The 16,471-nt window shown below is 41.3% G+C and carries 15 protein-coding genes; 13 read left to right on the forward strand and 2 right to left on the reverse strand.

What is annotated here, in order from left to right:
• The first annotated feature begins 185 nt into the window (after positions 1-185).
• Together VJ786_RS08155 and VJ786_RS08160 are read left to right on the forward strand one after the other, a co-directional pair.
• Positions 186-1,796 carry a tetratricopeptide repeat-containing sensor histidine kinase gene (locus tag VJ786_RS08155; RefSeq protein ID WP_099366124.1) on the forward strand — a complete coding sequence of 537 codons (1,611 nt, stop codon included), beginning with the start codon at positions 186-188 and terminating at the stop codon, positions 1,794-1,796.
• 23 nt (positions 1,797-1,819) lie between these two features.
• Entirely contained in the window at positions 1,820-2,434 is a 615-nt protein-coding gene (locus VJ786_RS08160) for a response regulator (RefSeq protein WP_336557593.1), read from the forward strand.
• 106 nt (positions 2,435-2,540) lie between these two features.
• Here VJ786_RS08160 and VJ786_RS08165 read toward each other — a convergent pair whose 3' ends face one another.
• Entirely contained in the window at positions 2,541-3,602 is a 1,062-nt protein-coding gene (locus VJ786_RS08165; RefSeq protein ID WP_099366122.1) for an NAD(P)-dependent alcohol dehydrogenase, read from the reverse strand.
• Positions 3,603-3,713: 111 nt separating this feature from the next.
• Between VJ786_RS08165 and VJ786_RS08170 the strand changes: the two genes are divergently transcribed.
• Genes VJ786_RS08170 through VJ786_RS08180 form a run of 3 tightly spaced genes read left to right on the forward strand, consistent with a single transcriptional unit; the run spans position 3,714 to position 5,119 of the window.
• Complete coding sequence (locus VJ786_RS08170; protein ID WP_257213708.1) at positions 3,714-4,070, forward strand: hypothetical protein; 357 nt, start codon at positions 3,714-3,716, stop codon at positions 4,068-4,070.
• 20 nt (positions 4,071-4,090) lie between these two features.
• Positions 4,091-4,306 (forward strand): hypothetical protein, encoded by a 216-nt coding sequence (locus VJ786_RS08175; RefSeq protein ID WP_257213704.1) that lies wholly within the window; start codon positions 4,091-4,093, stop codon positions 4,304-4,306.
• Positions 4,307-5,119: an amidohydrolase family protein gene (locus tag VJ786_RS08180; RefSeq protein ID WP_336557594.1), complete on the forward strand. Its 813-nt coding sequence runs from the start codon at positions 4,307-4,309 to the stop codon at positions 5,117-5,119.
• Between the two features lie 209 nt (positions 5,120-5,328).
• On the opposite strand, the gene VJ786_RS08185 is transcribed toward VJ786_RS08180, so the two are convergent.
• On the reverse strand, positions 5,329-5,835 hold the full coding sequence (locus VJ786_RS08185; protein ID WP_099366121.1) for a pyridoxamine 5'-phosphate oxidase family protein: 507 nt from the start codon (positions 5,833-5,835) through the stop codon (positions 5,329-5,331).
• Positions 5,836-5,948: 113 nt separating this feature from the next.
• On the opposite strand from VJ786_RS08185, the gene VJ786_RS08190 reads away from it, so the two are divergent.
• The 8 genes from VJ786_RS08190 to VJ786_RS08225 all read left to right on the forward strand — a co-directional run bounded on the left by VJ786_RS08190 (position 5,949) and on the right by VJ786_RS08225 (position 16,343).
• On the forward strand, positions 5,949-7,226 hold the full coding sequence (locus tag VJ786_RS08190) for a putative DNA modification/repair radical SAM protein (RefSeq protein ID WP_099366120.1): 1,278 nt from the start codon (positions 5,949-5,951) through the stop codon (positions 7,224-7,226).
• Positions 7,227-7,260: 34 nt separating this feature from the next.
• Entirely contained in the window at positions 7,261-8,019 is a 759-nt protein-coding gene (locus VJ786_RS08195; protein ID WP_099366119.1) for a TIGR03915 family putative DNA repair protein, read from the forward strand.
• Positions 8,020-8,081: 62 nt separating this feature from the next.
• Complete coding sequence (locus VJ786_RS08200; protein ID WP_099366118.1) at positions 8,082-10,298, forward strand: catalase; 2,217 nt, start codon at positions 8,082-8,084, stop codon at positions 10,296-10,298.
• 377 nt (positions 10,299-10,675) lie between these two features.
• Positions 10,676-12,055 (forward strand): tRNA uridine-5-carboxymethylaminomethyl(34) synthesis GTPase MnmE, encoded by a 1,380-nt coding sequence (gene mnmE / locus VJ786_RS08205; protein ID WP_099366117.1) that lies wholly within the window; start codon positions 10,676-10,678, stop codon positions 12,053-12,055.
• 189 nt (positions 12,056-12,244) lie between these two features.
• Positions 12,245-13,372 carry a tyrosine-type recombinase/integrase gene (locus VJ786_RS08210; protein WP_336557595.1) on the forward strand — a complete coding sequence of 376 codons (1,128 nt, stop codon included), beginning with the start codon at positions 12,245-12,247 and terminating at the stop codon, positions 13,370-13,372.
• Between the two features lie 4 nt (positions 13,373-13,376).
• Positions 13,377-14,585, forward strand: coding sequence for a hypothetical protein (locus VJ786_RS08215; RefSeq protein WP_336557596.1), 1,209 nt, complete (start codon positions 13,377-13,379; stop codon positions 14,583-14,585).
• Positions 14,586-14,700: 115 nt separating this feature from the next.
• A complete protein-coding gene (locus VJ786_RS08220; protein WP_336557597.1) occupies positions 14,701-15,033 on the forward strand; it encodes a helix-turn-helix domain-containing protein in 333 nt (110 codons plus the stop codon).
• Positions 15,034-15,134: 101 nt separating this feature from the next.
• Positions 15,135-16,343: a primase-helicase family protein gene (locus VJ786_RS08225; RefSeq protein WP_336557598.1), complete on the forward strand. Its 1,209-nt coding sequence runs from the start codon at positions 15,135-15,137 to the stop codon at positions 16,341-16,343.
• The last annotated feature ends 128 nt before the right edge of the window (positions 16,344-16,471 follow it).

The raw sequence follows: 16,471 nt of genomic DNA on the forward strand, positions 1-16,471 counted from the left end.
GTGATCTAAGGCCTGAACTCCAGTTCAGGCCTTTATTATTAGAAAAAATTGTCTATTTTGCTTTGCAAATACCAAACCCTGTGAAATTACACTGCCTATTATTGATCTCGTGCATTTTTTGTGCATGTACATCTGCGCATAAGACGAAACCCGAAAGGGAAAAAGTAAAAGATCCGTATAATACGATGGCCTATAAGTTTCTGGATGATCAGCAGCCGGATAGTGCCTTTTATTATTTCGATAAAGCGAAGACGTTTTATATGAAACGGAACGATAGTTTAGGCATTGCTGCTGCCTATATCAATATGGCGATCACGCAGTTTGAGTATAACGATTTTTACGGTTCGCAGGAATCATCCATCGAGGCCATCCCATACCTGGATACAATTGATCAAACGAGTAGATCATATCTCTCCATGAATTATAATACCCTTGGAAATAGCAGTGATGAGATCAATTTGCCCGAGAAAGCAATCTATTATTACCAGCAAGCTATTCGATTTGCATCAGATTCTTCGCAGGTAGCTGTATATCAGAATAATTTGGCATTGAGTTATCGGAAAATCGGGAAAAAAGTGGAGGCCTTGGAACTGTTAAAATCAAGCCTGGCAAAAAGCGAATACGGATCGCTGGATTATGCTCGCACCTTATCCAATATGGCCAATACGCGAAGATTATTGGGGGATACGACCAATGTGCTGAAGGATTTACATCGGGCACTGCAAATCCGTAAGAAAGAGAATCATCTGATTGGGATGAATTCCAGTTATGCTTTACTTAGCGATTATTATGTTGGGAAGAACAGCGATTCAGCGATGTACTATGCGAAGAAGCGATATGAAATGGCAAAACAACTGAAGATTCCCACAGATCAGATGAAGGGTTTGAAACAGCTCATTGCTCTCCAACCCAATCAGAATAACAGCGATTATTTTAAAGCATACATCCGGATTCAGGACTCCGTGAGTACCGTTCAGACCATAACCCGAAACCAATTCGCGTTGATCAGGTTTGAGGCGGAAAAATCAAAAGCTGAAAACCTTCAACTGCAGAAGGATAAGGCTTTGGCCGAAAAAAGCCTAGTCTGGCAAAAGGCCGGAACTGCTTTTTTGCTCCTAACGGGTCTTTATGCGGTGCTGTGGTTTATCAGGCATCGAAAGAGACAGGCCTTACTCATGGAGAATAAAATTCAGGAAAATAAATTGAAGACCTCCAAAAAGGTGCATGATGTGGTGGCCAACGGAATCTACCGGGTGATGATCGAAATCGAACATCAAGATCAGTTGGAAAAAGAACATGTGTTGGATCAATTGGAAGATATGTACCATAAATCGCGCGACATCTCCCATGAGCGGGATATGGAATCGGAGGAGGGTGTTCATGACCAGCGAGCCTATCATGAACAGGTAGGTGATCTGATTAAATCATTTGCGAATGAACATTGCAAAGTGCTATTGGTCGGGAATGAGCCGGAGACCTGGAAGGGGATTTCCAAGAAAAATAAACAGGAGCTGTTGAATGGATTTCAGGAGCTGATGGTGAATATGAGTAAGCACAGCATGGCCAGTACAGTTCTTTTTAAGTTTGAAAGAATGAACGGATTCTTGTTGATCCAGTATTCGGATAATGGAATTGGTGTTAAAAATGGGTTTGAAGGAATGGATGCTAGGGCCTATTATGGAAAAGGTCTTAAAAATACGGTTTCCCGTATGGAAAGCTTGAACGGGCAGATTAATTTTGAAAGTAGGGAAGGAGAAGGATTCAAATGTAGGATCGAGATTCCAGTGAAGGACTAATGCTTTCCATTAAGAATTGAATTATGTTTAAAAAAGTACTCATTGCTGAAGATCATGAGATTGCGAATATCTCGGTTCAGAAAACGTTGCATGAATTTGGAATTCCAGATGCTAAATATGTTTTCTATTGTGACCATGCGCTGACCTGGATCAAAAAGGCGGTTGCACAGGGGGAGCCATATGATCTTCTGTTAACGGATATTGAATTTGAGGATGATGATAATCAGCAGGAGTTGCTGAATGGTTTGGACCTGATCCGTGCGGTAAAGACTGTTCAGCCGGATATCAAGGTAATCATTCTTTCGGCTTTGGATCGGACAGCTGAAATTGATGGCCTATTCAAACAAGGTTTGGTAGATGCATATGTTCGAAAAGCACGGAAGGATGCGCAGCACTTGAAGGAAGCTTTGCAGGCTATAGCCATGAACAAAACCTATAAATCGCCAGATTTAAAGAAGGTAACGCAGGAGAAGAATTCGCATGAATTTTCGAGTTTGGATATCCATATCGTGCGGTTTTTGTATGAAGGTATTCCTCAGAAGGAAATGCCTAAGTACCTACAGGAAAGAAATATAAAGCCATCCAGTTTAAGTTCCATCGAGACGGTTGAATTTGATGAAGGATGTGCTGGATTTTAATAAAAATGAACAGTTGGTTGGTTATTGTAAGGAGATAGGATTGATTTAATTTTCAATCCTATGCTCTTTATTCTCTTTTTTTAATACCTCTTATGAACTGGTCTTCTTATGAACTGGTCTTCAAAGAAGCCATATCAATCACAAATCGATATTTAATATCCCCTTTCAGCAATCTTTCGTATGCCTCATTGATATCTTGGATATTAATCACCTCCACATCGGCAGTAATACCATTTTCTCCGCAGAAGTCCAACATTTCCTGGGTTTCTTGAATACTTCCGATCGTTGATCCAGCAAAGTTCTTTCTGGCTGGAATCAGACTAAAAGCCGCAATAGGTAGTGGATGTTCCGGTGCGCCGACCAGGGCCAATGTCCCATCGACCTTTAACAGTTTCAGGTAGGCATTCACATCATGCTCCGCAGAAACACAATCCAACACAAAATGTAAGGTATTGGCATTGGCCGACATCTGTTCCGGATCGGTAGAAAGAATGACCTCATCTGCCCCTAAACGTTTTGCATCCTCGATTTTTGATGTTGAAGTTGTAATAACCACGACATGGGCACCCATGGCTTTCGCCAATTTAACCCCCATATGGCCAAGACCCCCGATTCCAACAATACCGACTTTCATCTCTGGACCGATATTCCAATGCTTCAACGGCGACCAGGTCGTCACTCCGGCACATAATAATGGGGCGGTCGCAGCAAGATCCAGATTATCGGGCACGCGTAAAACAAAGTCTTCATCTACCACCAGCTTCTCCGAATATCCCCCGAAGGTCTGTTTGTTCAAATGCTTATCCGGGGAGTTGTAGGTTTGAATATTCCCTTTTTCACAATACTGCTCACTTCCTTTTTGGCATTGTTCACATTCGCGACAGGAATCGACCATACAGCCTACGGCCGCTAGGTCACCCACCTTAAATTTACGGACTGCATCACCAACCCTCGTGATCCGACCTACGATTTCATGTCCCGGTACATTCGGATATACCGTTCCATGCCATTCATTGCGTGCTGTATGCAGATCGGAATGGCATACCCCACAAAAGAGGATGTCGATCTCCACGTCTTTGCTAGTAGGTTCCCGGCGGTCGATTTGCATTTCTTTCAATGCCGCTTCTGGAGCATCGGTTCCAAAAGCCTTAACGGATTGTGTATTCATGGTTGTGTTTTTCTAGATATATGCTACAATATACATAATTGCTGATTTCTTTGGTAGCTTTGTTATAGCAATATTTTGATTATTACCGTTTAAATTTAAAAGGAGATACAGATGGCAAGTACAGGAATGAACAGAAAAAACTTTATTAAGAAATCGGTGTTGGGAATATCAGGTTTCAGTATGTTAAGCAGTTTCGGAGAATCGAAAGATTTCAGGGATGAAAATCATGATGGAACAGCGTTCCAGGAAAACCAAAATATAGCAGCTATGGATACTTTACTATTTAAGAATGTTCGTCTGGAAACAGGTTTTGTATACCAGGGAGAGGAGGTCATTGGAACCGACACCGATTTATTTCAGGTGGAGGTAGTTAATGGGAAGATCAATAAAATAACGGCCCAGCATGGGGGTCTGGGCCTGGGCTTGTTTCTGGAGCAGGGCAGGTCATCGATGCGAAAGGAAAATTGATGCTTCCTGCATTTAAGGATATGCATATTCATTTGGATAAGACCTTTTATGGTGAAAAGTGGCAAGCTGTACGTAGAGGTTCTGGAGGGGTGAAAGGGATGATCGCACTGGAGCAGAAGATCATGCCGGAGATTTTGAAGAATGCAACTGCCAAAGCGGAAAAGCTGATCGAACTGTTGCAATCTAAGGGGTCAACCTTTGCAAGAAGCCATGTGAATGTGGAGCCGACCTCATAATTGGAGGCCTTAAAGAAATTGCAGGTGGCTTTGGATAATAAAAAGGATTCGTTTTCTGCGGAATTGGTTGCTTTTCCTCAGCATGGGCTGTTCTATACGGACTCTGTTCCTTATATGAAGGATGCCGCACAGGCTGGAATTGATTTTATTGGAGGGGTGGATCCGTTTAGTTTGGATGGAAGTATTGAGAAGCCGATCGATTTTACGGTGCAGCTGGCTTTGGATCATGGGAAAGGGATTGATATACATTTGCATGAGGGCGGTGAATCGGGTGTGAAGACGGTGGAGTATTTGCTGGATAAGGTGTTGGAGAATCCTGGGTTAAAAGGAAAGACCTATCTGAGCCATTGTTTTGTGTTGGGAAGGGTGGAGAGACAGAAGCAGGAGGAATTGGCGGTTAGGTTGGCGGAGGCTGAGGTGGGGATTATATCGACCATTCCGTTTGGGGGATTGCAGATGCCTATCCCAACGTTGTTGAAGCATGGGGTTAAGGTGATGACGGGGAATGATAGTATAGTGGATCATTGGAATACGTTTGGAACAGGGTCGGTATTGGAGAAGGCTAATTTAGCGGCGCAGTTGTATGGGTATGTGTCTGAGTTTGATCTTTCTAGGGCGCTTAAATTGGCAAATGTGGAGGTGTTGCCGTTGGATGATAAGGGGAATATGAAATGGCCAAAGGTTGGAGATGTGGCGGATTTTGTGTTGATGGATGCGAGTTGTTCTGCGGAGGTGGTTTCGAGGGTATCGGATGTGAATATGGTGGTGAAGAATGGGAAGGTGGTTAAGGATTTGAAGATTTTTGAGGTGTAGATTTGACGTGTAGAACTGTATCGTCATTGCGAGGAACGAAGCAATCTCCTCGCCATTGCGAGGCCCTACGTCATTGCCAGGCCATCGTCATTGCGAGGAACGAAGCAATCTTTCGACTAGTGTAAAGATTGCTTCGTCGTGCCTCCTCGCAATGACGCGGAGATTGCTTCGTCGTGCCTCCTCGCAATGACGGAGGGCTTCAAATGACGTTAAAGATTCAAATCGCCTTCTTTGCCTAAATCATTCTTCTCTCCAGTTATAGCATTTTTAAGCATTTCAAATAAAGTTACAATTTTACTTGATCCCGTATCCCAATAATGAGCATCTTCCGGGCTCACCTTCAAAACCCTAATATTCGGATCTTCTTTTCCTTTTTGGAACCATCCCTCCATCATTTTGTTCCAATATTTATCAATACGTTCCTGATCCCTGCTCATAGATGCTTTCCCATTAATACTCAAAAACGTATAGTTCTTCGGATCGGCATAGAACAAAGAAACCCGATTATCCTTTTCCAGATTCTGGAAAGTCTCACTCTCTGCGGAACATAAATAAAAGATATTTCCAGATTCATCCACTTCCTGACGGCTCATCGGAACCCCATGTGGATAATTTGAACCCGATGGAAAGGAACAAACCGTACCTACATCAATATCATCCACAATTGTCTTTAATTTCTTGATCGCCTCTTCGTTGTTTTTATTACTAATAGCCATGATTTTCAAATTTTGATTACCTATTCAACACCAACATCAACATAAAAGTTTTAGGAAATAAAATTTAAAATACTAAAAATATTAGTAAATTTACCCTGATCATAGGAGGGAATATGTTTGATTTTGGTGATAAGCTACAGATATTGGCCGATGCTGCGAAATACGATGTAAGTTGCAGCTCGAGCGGAGGGAAAAGGAAAAACATAGGAGGTATAGGAGATTCTTCAAGCAGCGGTATTTGCCATACCTATACCGAAGATGGCCGCTGCGTATCCTTATTAAAGATTCTGATGACCAATTACTGCATCTTCGATTGCGCATTTTGTGTGAGTCGGAAGAGTAATGATATCCAACGGGCAGCATTCTCGGTGAAAGAAGTGGTGGAACTGACGATGAATTTTTATCGCCGGAATTATATCGAGGGATTATTCCTGAGTTCTGGAATCTTCAAATCGGCAGATTATACGATGGAACGCCTGATGATGGTGGTCAAAAAGCTCCGAACGGAGGAGAAGTTCCATGGCTATATCCATTTGAAGGCTATTCCAGGCGCCAGTGAAGCTTTGTTGAAGGAGGCGGGATTGTATGTAGATCGGATGAGTGTTAACCTGGAGATCCCTACGGAAGAAGGGCTGAAATTGGTAGCTCCCGAAAAGGATCATCAATCCGTTCGTGAACCTTTGCAGACCATCAAGACCGAAATCATGTCTTTAAAAGAAGAGAAGAAAACCATTAAGAAAGTGCCGCTTTTTGTACCTGCAGGACAAAGTACACAAATGGTGATCGGAGCAACAGGAGAGAGCGATCTGGATATTATGGGCACCGCCAATGAATTCTATAAGAGCTATAATCTGAAAAGGGTGTATTATTCGGGTTATATCCCCATCAATCCGAAGGATTCCTTGTTGCCACAAGTAGGCACAGCACCGCCATTGCAACGTGAAAACAGGCTTTACCAAACCGATTGGTTATTGCGATTCTACGGATTTTCGCTCCATGAGATCTTGAATACAAAGCATCAGAATCTGGAATTGGATATGGATCCGAAATTAGCCTGGGCCATTCGCAATCCGCAGTTCTTTCCGATAGATATCAATACAGCATCCTATCAATGGATCATTCGGATTCCGGGGGTTGGCAGGCAATCAGCGAATAAGATTGTACAGGCGAGGAAATTTGGGAAATTGCGGGAGGATCAGGTGAAGAAAATGGGGATTGCTTTTAATCGGGCGAAATATTTTATGAGCTGCGCGGATTCGGTGTTTGGCTTGGGATTTCAATATCCAGAGCAAGTAAGAAAAGCCTTGGTCAAGCAACCCTTAATCGGAGAGGCTTCAAATTCATCCCGATTGATTTCTGAGGTTGATTCTTATCAGCTGACCTTATTTTAAATTGAGAATTATTCATGTAAATTAAGAATCAACCATGTACTATATATTCGATGGCACCTATGCCGGTTATATCTGTTGTGTTTTCGAGGCTTTTTCGCGGAAGGAAATCGATGCTCGACCGACTCGGTTGGATCTGATCCAAACCACCCTGTTTTTCGAAAGTCGGCCGATTGAAACCCATCCGGAGAGATTCCAGCGGGTAGTCCAGGCCATGGAAAAGAAAATAGGCCATGCCGGCATGAAACTTTTCTACCAGAATTTTCTGGCGGATGAGGAAAAAGCCTGGCTGAATGGATTCCAATTATTGATCAAGCTTTTCCAATCCGAAACTTTGGATCTGAAGAACTATGGAGATCCGCAGATCCTGCAGTTCCATCAGACCATCAAGAAAGTCAATCGCGAGCGGCATCGGATGAAGGCTTTTGTTCGCTTTATGAAGGATGCCAATGAGTTATATACAGCTATTATAGAACCTGATTTCAATGTGCTTCCTTTGATCATTGATTTTTTTAGGAACCGTTATGCCGATCAGCAGTGGCTGATCTATGATATCCGTAGGCAATACGGCTACCATTATAACCTGAAAGAAGTGCAGGAGGTATTCAGCACGGCCGAAATGCTGACGGATGAAAGCCAGAGTCTGCAGGTGAGTCTGGACTTGAAGGAGGAGGAATACCAGATTCTTTGGAAGAAATATTTTAAGAGTACCAATATCGAGCAGCGCAAAAACCTGAAGCTGCATATCCGACATGTTCCGCAGCGCTATTGGAAATATTTGACAGAAAAGACCTAAACAATTTTTGTCCTTTCATGTTCAATAGGTAACCATAATTTTTAGACGTTATACCATTTATCATGAAAAGCAAAAAAAATCCAAAGACTGAACAATTGGACAAGCATGTTGTGGACAACATGGACCGTATGATGACCAGTAACGATGGAGTGCCCATCCATGACAACAACAATACCCTGAAGGCCGGCAATCGCGGACCTTCCCTGCAACAGGATCATCTCTTTTTTGACAAACTCATGCATTTCGATCGCGAACGGATTCCGGAGCGTGTGGTTCATGCTAGAGGATCTGGCGCACATGGTGTATTTGAAGCCAAGGAGGACCTTTCGGATATTACGGTGGCTGATTTCTTGAAGAAAGGAACAGTAACTCCGGTGTTTGTCCGTTTTTCTACCGTTGCTGGATTTAAAGGATCTACGGACCTTGCGCGAGATGTGCGTGGATTTTCCGTGAAATTCTATACCCAAGAGGGAAATTATGATTTGGTAGGAAATAACATCCCGGTTTTCTTTATCCAAGATGCAATGAACTTTCCGGATGTAGTACATGCGGTTAAGCCAGAACCCGATAAGGAAATCCCACAGGCGGCATCAGCCCATGATACATTCTGGGATTTTATCTCCTTGATGCCGGAATCTGCACATATGTCTTTATGGGTGATGTCGGACCGGGCGATCCCACGGAGCTTGCGGATGATCGAAGGATTCTCGGTGCATACGTTCAAGTTTGTGAATGCAGAAGGGAAAACGACTTTTGTGAAATTCCATTGGAAACCAAGATTGGGTGTACATGGGGTAGCTTGGAATGAGGCACAGAAGATTTCCGGATTTGATGCGGATTTCCATCGTCGTGATCTTTGGGATGCGATTGATCAAGGCAATTTCCCACAATGGGATTTGGGCGTGCAGTTGATCCCGGAGGAAGATGAAATGAAGTTTTCTTTTGATATTTTGGATCCAACGAAGATCATTCCGGAGGAATTGGTGCCGGTGAAGATCATCGGAACGATGACCTTGAATAGGAATCCGGAGAACTTCTTTGCGGAGACGGAGCAAGCGGCTTTCGATCCGGGAAGATTGGTGCCAGGAATTGATTTTTCGGATGATCCGTTGTTGCAGGGAAGGATTTTCTCGTATATGGATACCCAGAATTACAGATTGGGTGGTCCGAATTTCCATGAGCTGCCGATCAATAGGCCGGTGAATGGGAAATATAATAATCAGAAGGATGGATTTGGAAGGATGGATGTGTTGAAGGGGAATACCAGTTATTTTCCGAATAGCCAGGGGAATGGCTGTCCATATCATGCAATGTTGAATGGGGAGATGGGAGGTTCTGAGGGAAATGCTGGTTCTGCTGATGGAAAATCTGGTTCTTCTGATGGAAAGGGGGGGATGCATGCTGCTCAGGCGGGCATGAAGGGTACCCAGGGCTATCAAACCGGAAGGCAGGAAGTGCAGGGTTTGAAGGTTCGCGAACGTTCAAACTCTTTTGCGGATCATTTTACGCAGGCCAGGTTGTTCTTTAATTCCTTGAGTGAAGAGGAGCAGACGCATATGATCAATGCATTTAGTTTTGAGCTATCAAAAGTGAACTCGGAGGATATCCGGAAAAGGGAGTTGGCGATCTTGTATCAGGTAGAGCCTAAATTGGCGAATGCTATTGGGAAGAACTTAGGATTGACGCCTTCGAAGACTTTGGATGAGCTGACCTTGAAATTTGCGCGGAACAATCATCCGGATTATCCGATCAAACCGAATAAGCCAGAAGTAGAGAAATCTGCGTATTTGAGTATGAAGGTGAAGGATGGTGAAGGTACTATTGAGACGCGTCAGGTTGCTTTTTTGCTGGATGATGGGGTGAGTTTTGAGAGTGTGGATAAGGTGAGGAAGGCTTTGGAGAAAGCAGGAGCGAAAGCGGTGTTGATTTCTTCGAAAGTGGGTCAGTTGAAGTATAAGGGCGGAGAGACAGAGAAGATCCAGCATACGTATTTGACGGATGCATCTGTTTGTTTTGATGCTTTTTATACGCCAGGCGGTGATTCAATTGCGAAATTGGCTGAGAATCCGGATTATCTTCAGTTTATTAATGAGGGATATAGGCATTGTAAGGTCTTGGCCTTTGCAAAGGATGCGGAAGGATTGGTGGAAAGGTCTTTTATTAGGAAGGATGAAGGGGTTGTCTTTGAATCGGAAAGCGATTGGCTAGCGAATTTTATTACTCAGATGAAGAAGCACAGGATCTGGGCTAGGGAGATGGCAAGAAAGGTTCCTTCTTAGGAAGAGGGGCGTCATTGCGAGGAGGTACGACGAAGCAATCTTTCGCTAAGTGTAAAGATTGCTTCGTTCCTCGCAATGACGTAGAGTTCATCGAAATGACGGGTATCTCCAATTCTTATTGTACTCACATTGTATGCAGACTGTAAGTGAGTTGTAAGTGCCTTTTAGCACTTACACCTCACTTACATATCACTTACAACTCACTTGCAGTAAGAACCAAAACTTGTACAAACCTTGTAAAAACCTTGTACCAACATTCTCCTCAAAATCATCAAAAACCCCATCCCAAAACTAAATTCCATCCCATCCCCAAATCCTTCAAATCCCCATACAATCCATCCCCTTCACCATGACGTAATTTTCATTAACTTTGCTTCATGTCTACATCATCATTGATTTCCCAAGATACCATCATCGCTTTAGCGACCTCACCAGGTGCTAATGGAGCTATTGCTGTCATCCGATTATCCGGTTCGGAAGCCATTTCCTTAGTCAATCAAGTTTTCAAAGGAAAAGATCTTTCCAAGCAAGCCTCCCATACCGTTCATTTTGGTACCATCCGCGATGGCGAACAAATCATTGATGAAGTATTGATCACATTATTTGTAGGTCCAAATTCCTATACCAAGGAAAATGTGGTAGAGATTTCAACCCACAACTCCAAATACATCATCGAACGAATTATCGGTCTTTTGATCAAAAAAGGTGCTCGTGCGGCTAAGGCTGGGGAGTTTACCTTACGTGCTTTCTTGAACGGTGGAATGGATCTTTCCCAAGCGGAAGCTGTGGCGGATCTGATTGCTTCCAACTCGGCGGCATCCCATCAGATTGCCATGCAACAGATGCGCGGTGGATTTTCCAACCAGTTGCAGAAGTTGCGGGAGGATCTGGTGCATTTTGCTTCCTTGATCGAATTGGAATTGGATTTTGCGGAGGAGGATGTGGAGTTTGCCAATCGGGAGCAGTTGCGGTCTTTGATCCAGGAGATCCATCAGGTGATTTCCAAGTTGATCCGCTCTTTTGAGCAGGGAAATGTGTTGAAGAATGGAGTTCCCGTGGTGATTGCTGGTAAGCCGAATGTAGGGAAATCAACCTTGTTGAATGCTTTATTGAATGAGGAGAGGGCGATTGTTTCGGATATTGCCGGAACGACCAGAGATACCATTGAGGATGAGATCAATATTCATGGGGTTACTTTTCGGTTTATTGATACGGCGGGGATCCGGGATACGGAGGATGTGATCGAGGCTAAAGGTGTGGAGCGGACTCGGGAGAAGATGAAACAGGCGAGGTTGATTATCTATCTTTTTGATCCTACCCAGGATTATATCGCTGCGGTGCAATCGCAGATTGAGGAAGTGAGGTCTTTGAATATTCCATTTGTGACGATTATTAATAAATCGGATCTGTTGTCGGAAGGGGAAAGAATGGAGTATGCGGTTTTGAACCCGATTTATATTTCTGCGAAGCAGGGATTGGGGATTGAGGAACTGAAGGATGAATTATTGAACCAAGTTAATCTTTCGAATATTAATACGGAGGATGTCATGGTGACTAATATTCGTCATGTTGAGGCTTTGCAACATACGCAGGAAGCTTTGGAAAAGGTGTTGTATGGGATTGATAATCCGATTACATCGGATTTTTTGGCGATGGATATTCGGCAGGCTTTGCAGTATTTGGGCGAGATAACTGGGACGGTTACTACGGATGATTTGCTGGAGAATATTTTTAGTAAGTTTTGTATCGGGAAGTAGTTGCATATTACTGGATATAACTAGATATTAGTAAATAAATATAAAGCATTGAAGATGAGTTATTTTCAATGCTTTATTGTTTGTAATGCATTAGTTTTGAAACGATGCATTTTTAATGGTTTTGTACGTGGTTTGTATTTTTTGATTTCGCCACGTACATGACGTACAAATTTTAAAAACTAATATCTTATGAAATCTTACAGAGTTACGCTACGTGAGCAAAAGAACAAGTCTGGTAGAACCAGCCTTTACTTGGACATCTATCCACCGATTTACGACGAAAAGAAAAAGAAAGAAACCCGCCGCAAGTTTCTTGACCTTTATCTGTTTGAAAAACCCGCAAACAAAATAGAACGTGAACATAATAAGTTTACGATAGTTAAGGCCAAACAATTAGAAAGCGAATGGCAGATGGATCTTCTCGGTCAAACGCTTGATATGCCATTTATCTCCAGTAAAGATTTAGACTTTCTAGCATACTTTAAAAGTATCGTCAAGAAACGGTACACCTCCAAAGGAAACTACGACAACTGGTTGTCAACTTATAACTATTTAGAGGACTATACTAAGGGACAATGTGTGATGTCACAGGTAGATGAAGCTTTTTGTGAGGGTTTCAAAGATTATTTAGACAGCTGCTATACGAAGAAGTCTTCGGCGTATAAATTGTCAGCGAATTCAAAGTATAGCTATTTCAATAAGTTTCGTGCAGCAATCAAGCAGGCAATGGAAGATAAGCACCTTCACCATAATCCGATTTTGAGAATTAAAGCGTTTCCGCAAGGAGAAAGCTTCCGTGAATTTTTGACACTGGATGAAGTTAAAAAATTGAAAGCTGTTCGCTGTGACAATCCCGTTCTGGAAAAAGCTGCATTCTGGTCGATCCGTACGGGTATGCGCTGGGGAGATTGTCTGAAGCTAAAATGGATCGATATACAGTATTCAGAGGATCAAGGTTATTTTGTACGTTTTAATCAGAACAAGACAAAGTCTTATGAAACTTTGCCTATCACAGAGGAAGCGGTTAAAGAGCTGGGAAACCCTGCTATTGATTCACAAGAATATGTATTCAAAGGACTGACTTATAGCTCGCATAACAATTTCTTACTCGCGAAATGGGCGAGGAATGCAGGAATAACTAAGCACATAACCTTCCATTCTTTTCGGCACACCAATGCTACACTTCTGATCAGTGCCGGTGAGGATATTTATACCGTTTCAAAAATGCTTGGCCATAAGGAATTGCGAACGACGGAAATATATGCGAAAGTATTAAATTCGAAAAAAATTGAGGCTGCAAATAAGATCAAATTTTAGAATCATGAAGAAATTATTGAACGGAACATCTTTTACGTTATTTTGCGAATGGATAGGTGCAAACGAATCGCTGAATCCAGTATCAAGATACAATGTCCTGAAATCAACTGTCTGCATACTGATGCAAGATATGTCACTTGAGGACATTTGGAAATTTTATAGGAGAAGAGAATTGTTTTATAGGCACCTTATGCTATTAGGTATATTTTGTTTGTTATTAGCACTTTATCATTTATATACATACTTTTACAACCACTTTTTTCAGCTTAGCCCTATTTTGGTGGTTTCATATGTATGCACATTGCCCATTTTGAAAACGGGACACCGATATTCTGATATTTGGACAGATAAGAACGAATTTCTTAGATTGAACCGATCAAGAGACATTGAGGATTATAAGATACAAAAAGCTGATTTTTGGAATCATAAAAACACAGGTAGTGGGGAGCGGATATTGACATTGCATGATCGCTTTAATTTCAACACTGTAGTGGTACAAACGCCTCAACGGAAACGAAATCCGGAATATGATCGATTTTGGCAGGTTGTAAATTCTGGCACATTTCTTCATGGTTTTCCTCCCGAAGAATTTCTAGACACACCTAAAAACTTTGAATTAACTCTAAGGAGCACGAAAGATGGTAGAGAATTTTCAATTCCATTAAAAACCTTTATAAATAAAATCCAATCGAATATTGAGGAATCGATAATTGTTATGAAAAAGAAAAATGATGCCTTAGAATTATCGTTCAATTTCGAGAAGAGTCTGGGTTTTTTGATGTCTAGCGAGAATAATTTCAACCAGATTCCTATGTCTTACGTCATTAAATATTTTGATTTTTTCAGAAGAAACACCTCTTGCTCCGTCAAAGAATTAAAAGGGATAAACCTAACTGATGATCAATATATCCGATTTATAAATGAATTGATTGTTGAAGGTAGAGAAATTTGTTTGGACTTTATTTTGCCTAAAGGTGTTAAGAAAGAATTTGTAAGGTCGGTTTTTCATAAGTTTTTTGTATATAATTTGACGTTTGCAGAAGATTACAATGTCAGCTATAACAAAAAAGCTATTGGTAATTATGTCAGATTAATGTCGCTAACATTCAAGCAGTTTAAGGGTGATAAGGGAGATAATTTCAAGCCGCGAAAATATGCATATTATTCGGAACTGTTAGATGACTACATAAAACTAAATGGTATTAACTATTAGTTGCGGAAGTATTATAAATTTAGTGAAAATTATTAAAATCGTACTGGATAGTATTAGAACTCAGTTTTTAGAGAAGTAGAGAACCGATAATTGCAGAAACAAAATTTTTGCAATTATGGAAAACCCATTTTTATTTTTAGAAAAACGACTGAATCATATCGAGGATTTGATTCTTAATCTAGACCGTAATTTCGGAAAGCTTAAGCTTACTGAAACAAAATCCGAGCGTGAATCAGAATACATGGATGCCACTGAGGTAGCCCAACTTGCTCGTGTTAAGCTTTCCACTGTCTATGCCTATAACACCAGAGGTACCATTCCTATATGGAGCTCTGAAACTCCCATTATTTATCGACGTGATGAGATTATCGAATGGCTGGCTAATGGAAAGAGGCTTACTGATCGACTTGTCAAATTAATGGAGGAACGGAAATTGGTAAAAAAGTAAAGCAGGTTCTGCTAAAACCTGCTTTAAAATTTCTTACGGATGGGTGTCCTTAATTATCTAATCAAAGTTAGGTCATTCCATCCAAATAAACAACACATTATATGGATGATAATAACACTTACCCATACATTAGGGTTAGAACGACTTATTACAAGAAAATAAAAAAGCCTCTACTTTCAGGTGATTTTGTCGAGACATTAACTCCTTGGTCGCTAGATGTGATCAAACAAGACTACGGGCGCAAATGGTCTGAGATTTTTGATCAAATACCAAAATATGATGGCTTTACAAATATACCTTCCCATATTAATTATAAGAGGTCATATAAAGGATTTTATAATCAATATGAACCCTTGGTCATCAAACCATCAGAAGGTGAGTTCGATGCTATTCATGCATTTTTGCAACATATTTTCGGAGAGCAGTTGCCCTTGGGTCTCGACTACCTCACAATATTGTATCAAAAGCCAACAGAGCTACTTCCTGTTCTTTGTCTGGTTAGCCTTCAGCGCGGTACTGGAAAGTCCACCTTTTTGTCTCTACTCAAATCAATTTTTGGAGCGAACATGACTTTTAATAGCAACGAAGATTTTCGTTCAAATTTCAACGACTCATGGGTAAATAAGTTGGTCATCGCAGTGGATGAGGTTTTGCTTGATCGGAAAGAAGATTCAGAGAAGATCAAAAACCTATCAACTGCAAAATCGTACAAAATAGAAGCTAAAGGTGTTGATCGTAGTGAAACTGAGTTTTTCGGAAAGTTTATACTTTGCTCGAATAACGAGGATGATTTTATATCCATCGACCCTCTTGAAACACGATACTGGATTCGTAAGATTCAACCATTAGAATCGACTGACCCCTTTCTGCTTGACAAGATGAAAGTGGAGGTGCCAGCTTTTATGCACTTTCTAGAAACAAGGGAAATTACCGCAGAGAAGAAAAGTAGAATGTGGTTTACTCCAGAGCAATTGTTGACAGACTCGTTATTAAGAATTAAGAAGCGATTTAGAAACAAAGTGGAAACGGAGCTATTGAGCATCATTTCAGAAATCATGGATAATTTTGAACTGGAGACGTTTCAATTCACTAACAAGGATGCCATCGAGCTTCTCAGAAGTAATAATATCCGTGTAACTCGCATGGAGACCAAACGTATCATTGACAATTGGAATATCTCTGTCTCTAATAATACATTCAACTACACGACATACAAATATGATATGAATGGGATAATGTACAAATCACATCTTAAAGGAAGATTCTATTCAATCAGTAGGTCAGAGATAGATCAAATCTTGATGATTTGATGATATGTTATGTTAATTTGCTATTAATGAGTTGTTTATATCGTCATCAAACGATCATCAAACTGTCATCAATCATCAAAGCTGTCGTCATCAAACAAGAAAGTGTCATCAAAGATCATCAAAAAATG

It is taken from the genome of Sphingobacterium tenebrionis, assembly GCF_037126265.1.
In the GTDB taxonomy this organism is placed as follows: Bacteria; Bacteroidota; Bacteroidia; order Sphingobacteriales; family Sphingobacteriaceae; genus Sphingobacterium; species Sphingobacterium tenebrionis.

Excerpts from the sequence above, each read along its gene's own strand:
- VJ786_RS08155 (WP_099366124.1), top strand. The coding sequence starts at position 186 with ATGGCCTATAAGTTTCTGGATGATCAGCAGCCGGATAGTGCCTTTTAT.
- VJ786_RS08160 (WP_336557593.1), top strand. The coding sequence starts at position 1,820 with ATGTTTAAAAAAGTACTCATTGCTGAAGATCATGAGATTGCGAATATC.
- VJ786_RS08165 (WP_099366122.1), bottom strand. The coding sequence starts at position 3,602 with ATGAATACACAATCCGTTAAGGCTTTTGGAACCGATGCTCCAGAAGCG.
- VJ786_RS08170 (WP_257213708.1), top strand. The coding sequence starts at position 3,714 with ATGGCAAGTACAGGAATGAACAGAAAAAACTTTATTAAGAAATCGGTG.
- VJ786_RS08175 (WP_257213704.1), top strand. The coding sequence starts at position 4,091 with ATGCATATTCATTTGGATAAGACCTTTTATGGTGAAAAGTGGCAAGCT.
- VJ786_RS08185 (WP_099366121.1), bottom strand. The coding sequence starts at position 5,835 with ATGGCTATTAGTAATAAAAACAACGAAGAGGCGATCAAGAAATTAAAG.
- VJ786_RS08190 (WP_099366120.1), top strand. The coding sequence starts at position 5,949 with ATGTTTGATTTTGGTGATAAGCTACAGATATTGGCCGATGCTGCGAAA.
- VJ786_RS08195 (WP_099366119.1), top strand. The coding sequence starts at position 7,261 with ATGTACTATATATTCGATGGCACCTATGCCGGTTATATCTGTTGTGTT.
- VJ786_RS08200 (WP_099366118.1), top strand. The coding sequence starts at position 8,082 with ATGAAAAGCAAAAAAAATCCAAAGACTGAACAATTGGACAAGCATGTT.
- mnmE (WP_099366117.1), top strand. The coding sequence starts at position 10,676 with ATGTCTACATCATCATTGATTTCCCAAGATACCATCATCGCTTTAGCG.
- VJ786_RS08210 (WP_336557595.1), top strand. The coding sequence starts at position 12,245 with ATGAAATCTTACAGAGTTACGCTACGTGAGCAAAAGAACAAGTCTGGT.
- VJ786_RS08215 (WP_336557596.1), top strand. The coding sequence starts at position 13,377 with ATGAAGAAATTATTGAACGGAACATCTTTTACGTTATTTTGCGAATGG.
- VJ786_RS08220 (WP_336557597.1), top strand. The coding sequence starts at position 14,701 with ATGGAAAACCCATTTTTATTTTTAGAAAAACGACTGAATCATATCGAG.
- VJ786_RS08225 (WP_336557598.1), top strand. The coding sequence starts at position 15,135 with ATGGATGATAATAACACTTACCCATACATTAGGGTTAGAACGACTTAT.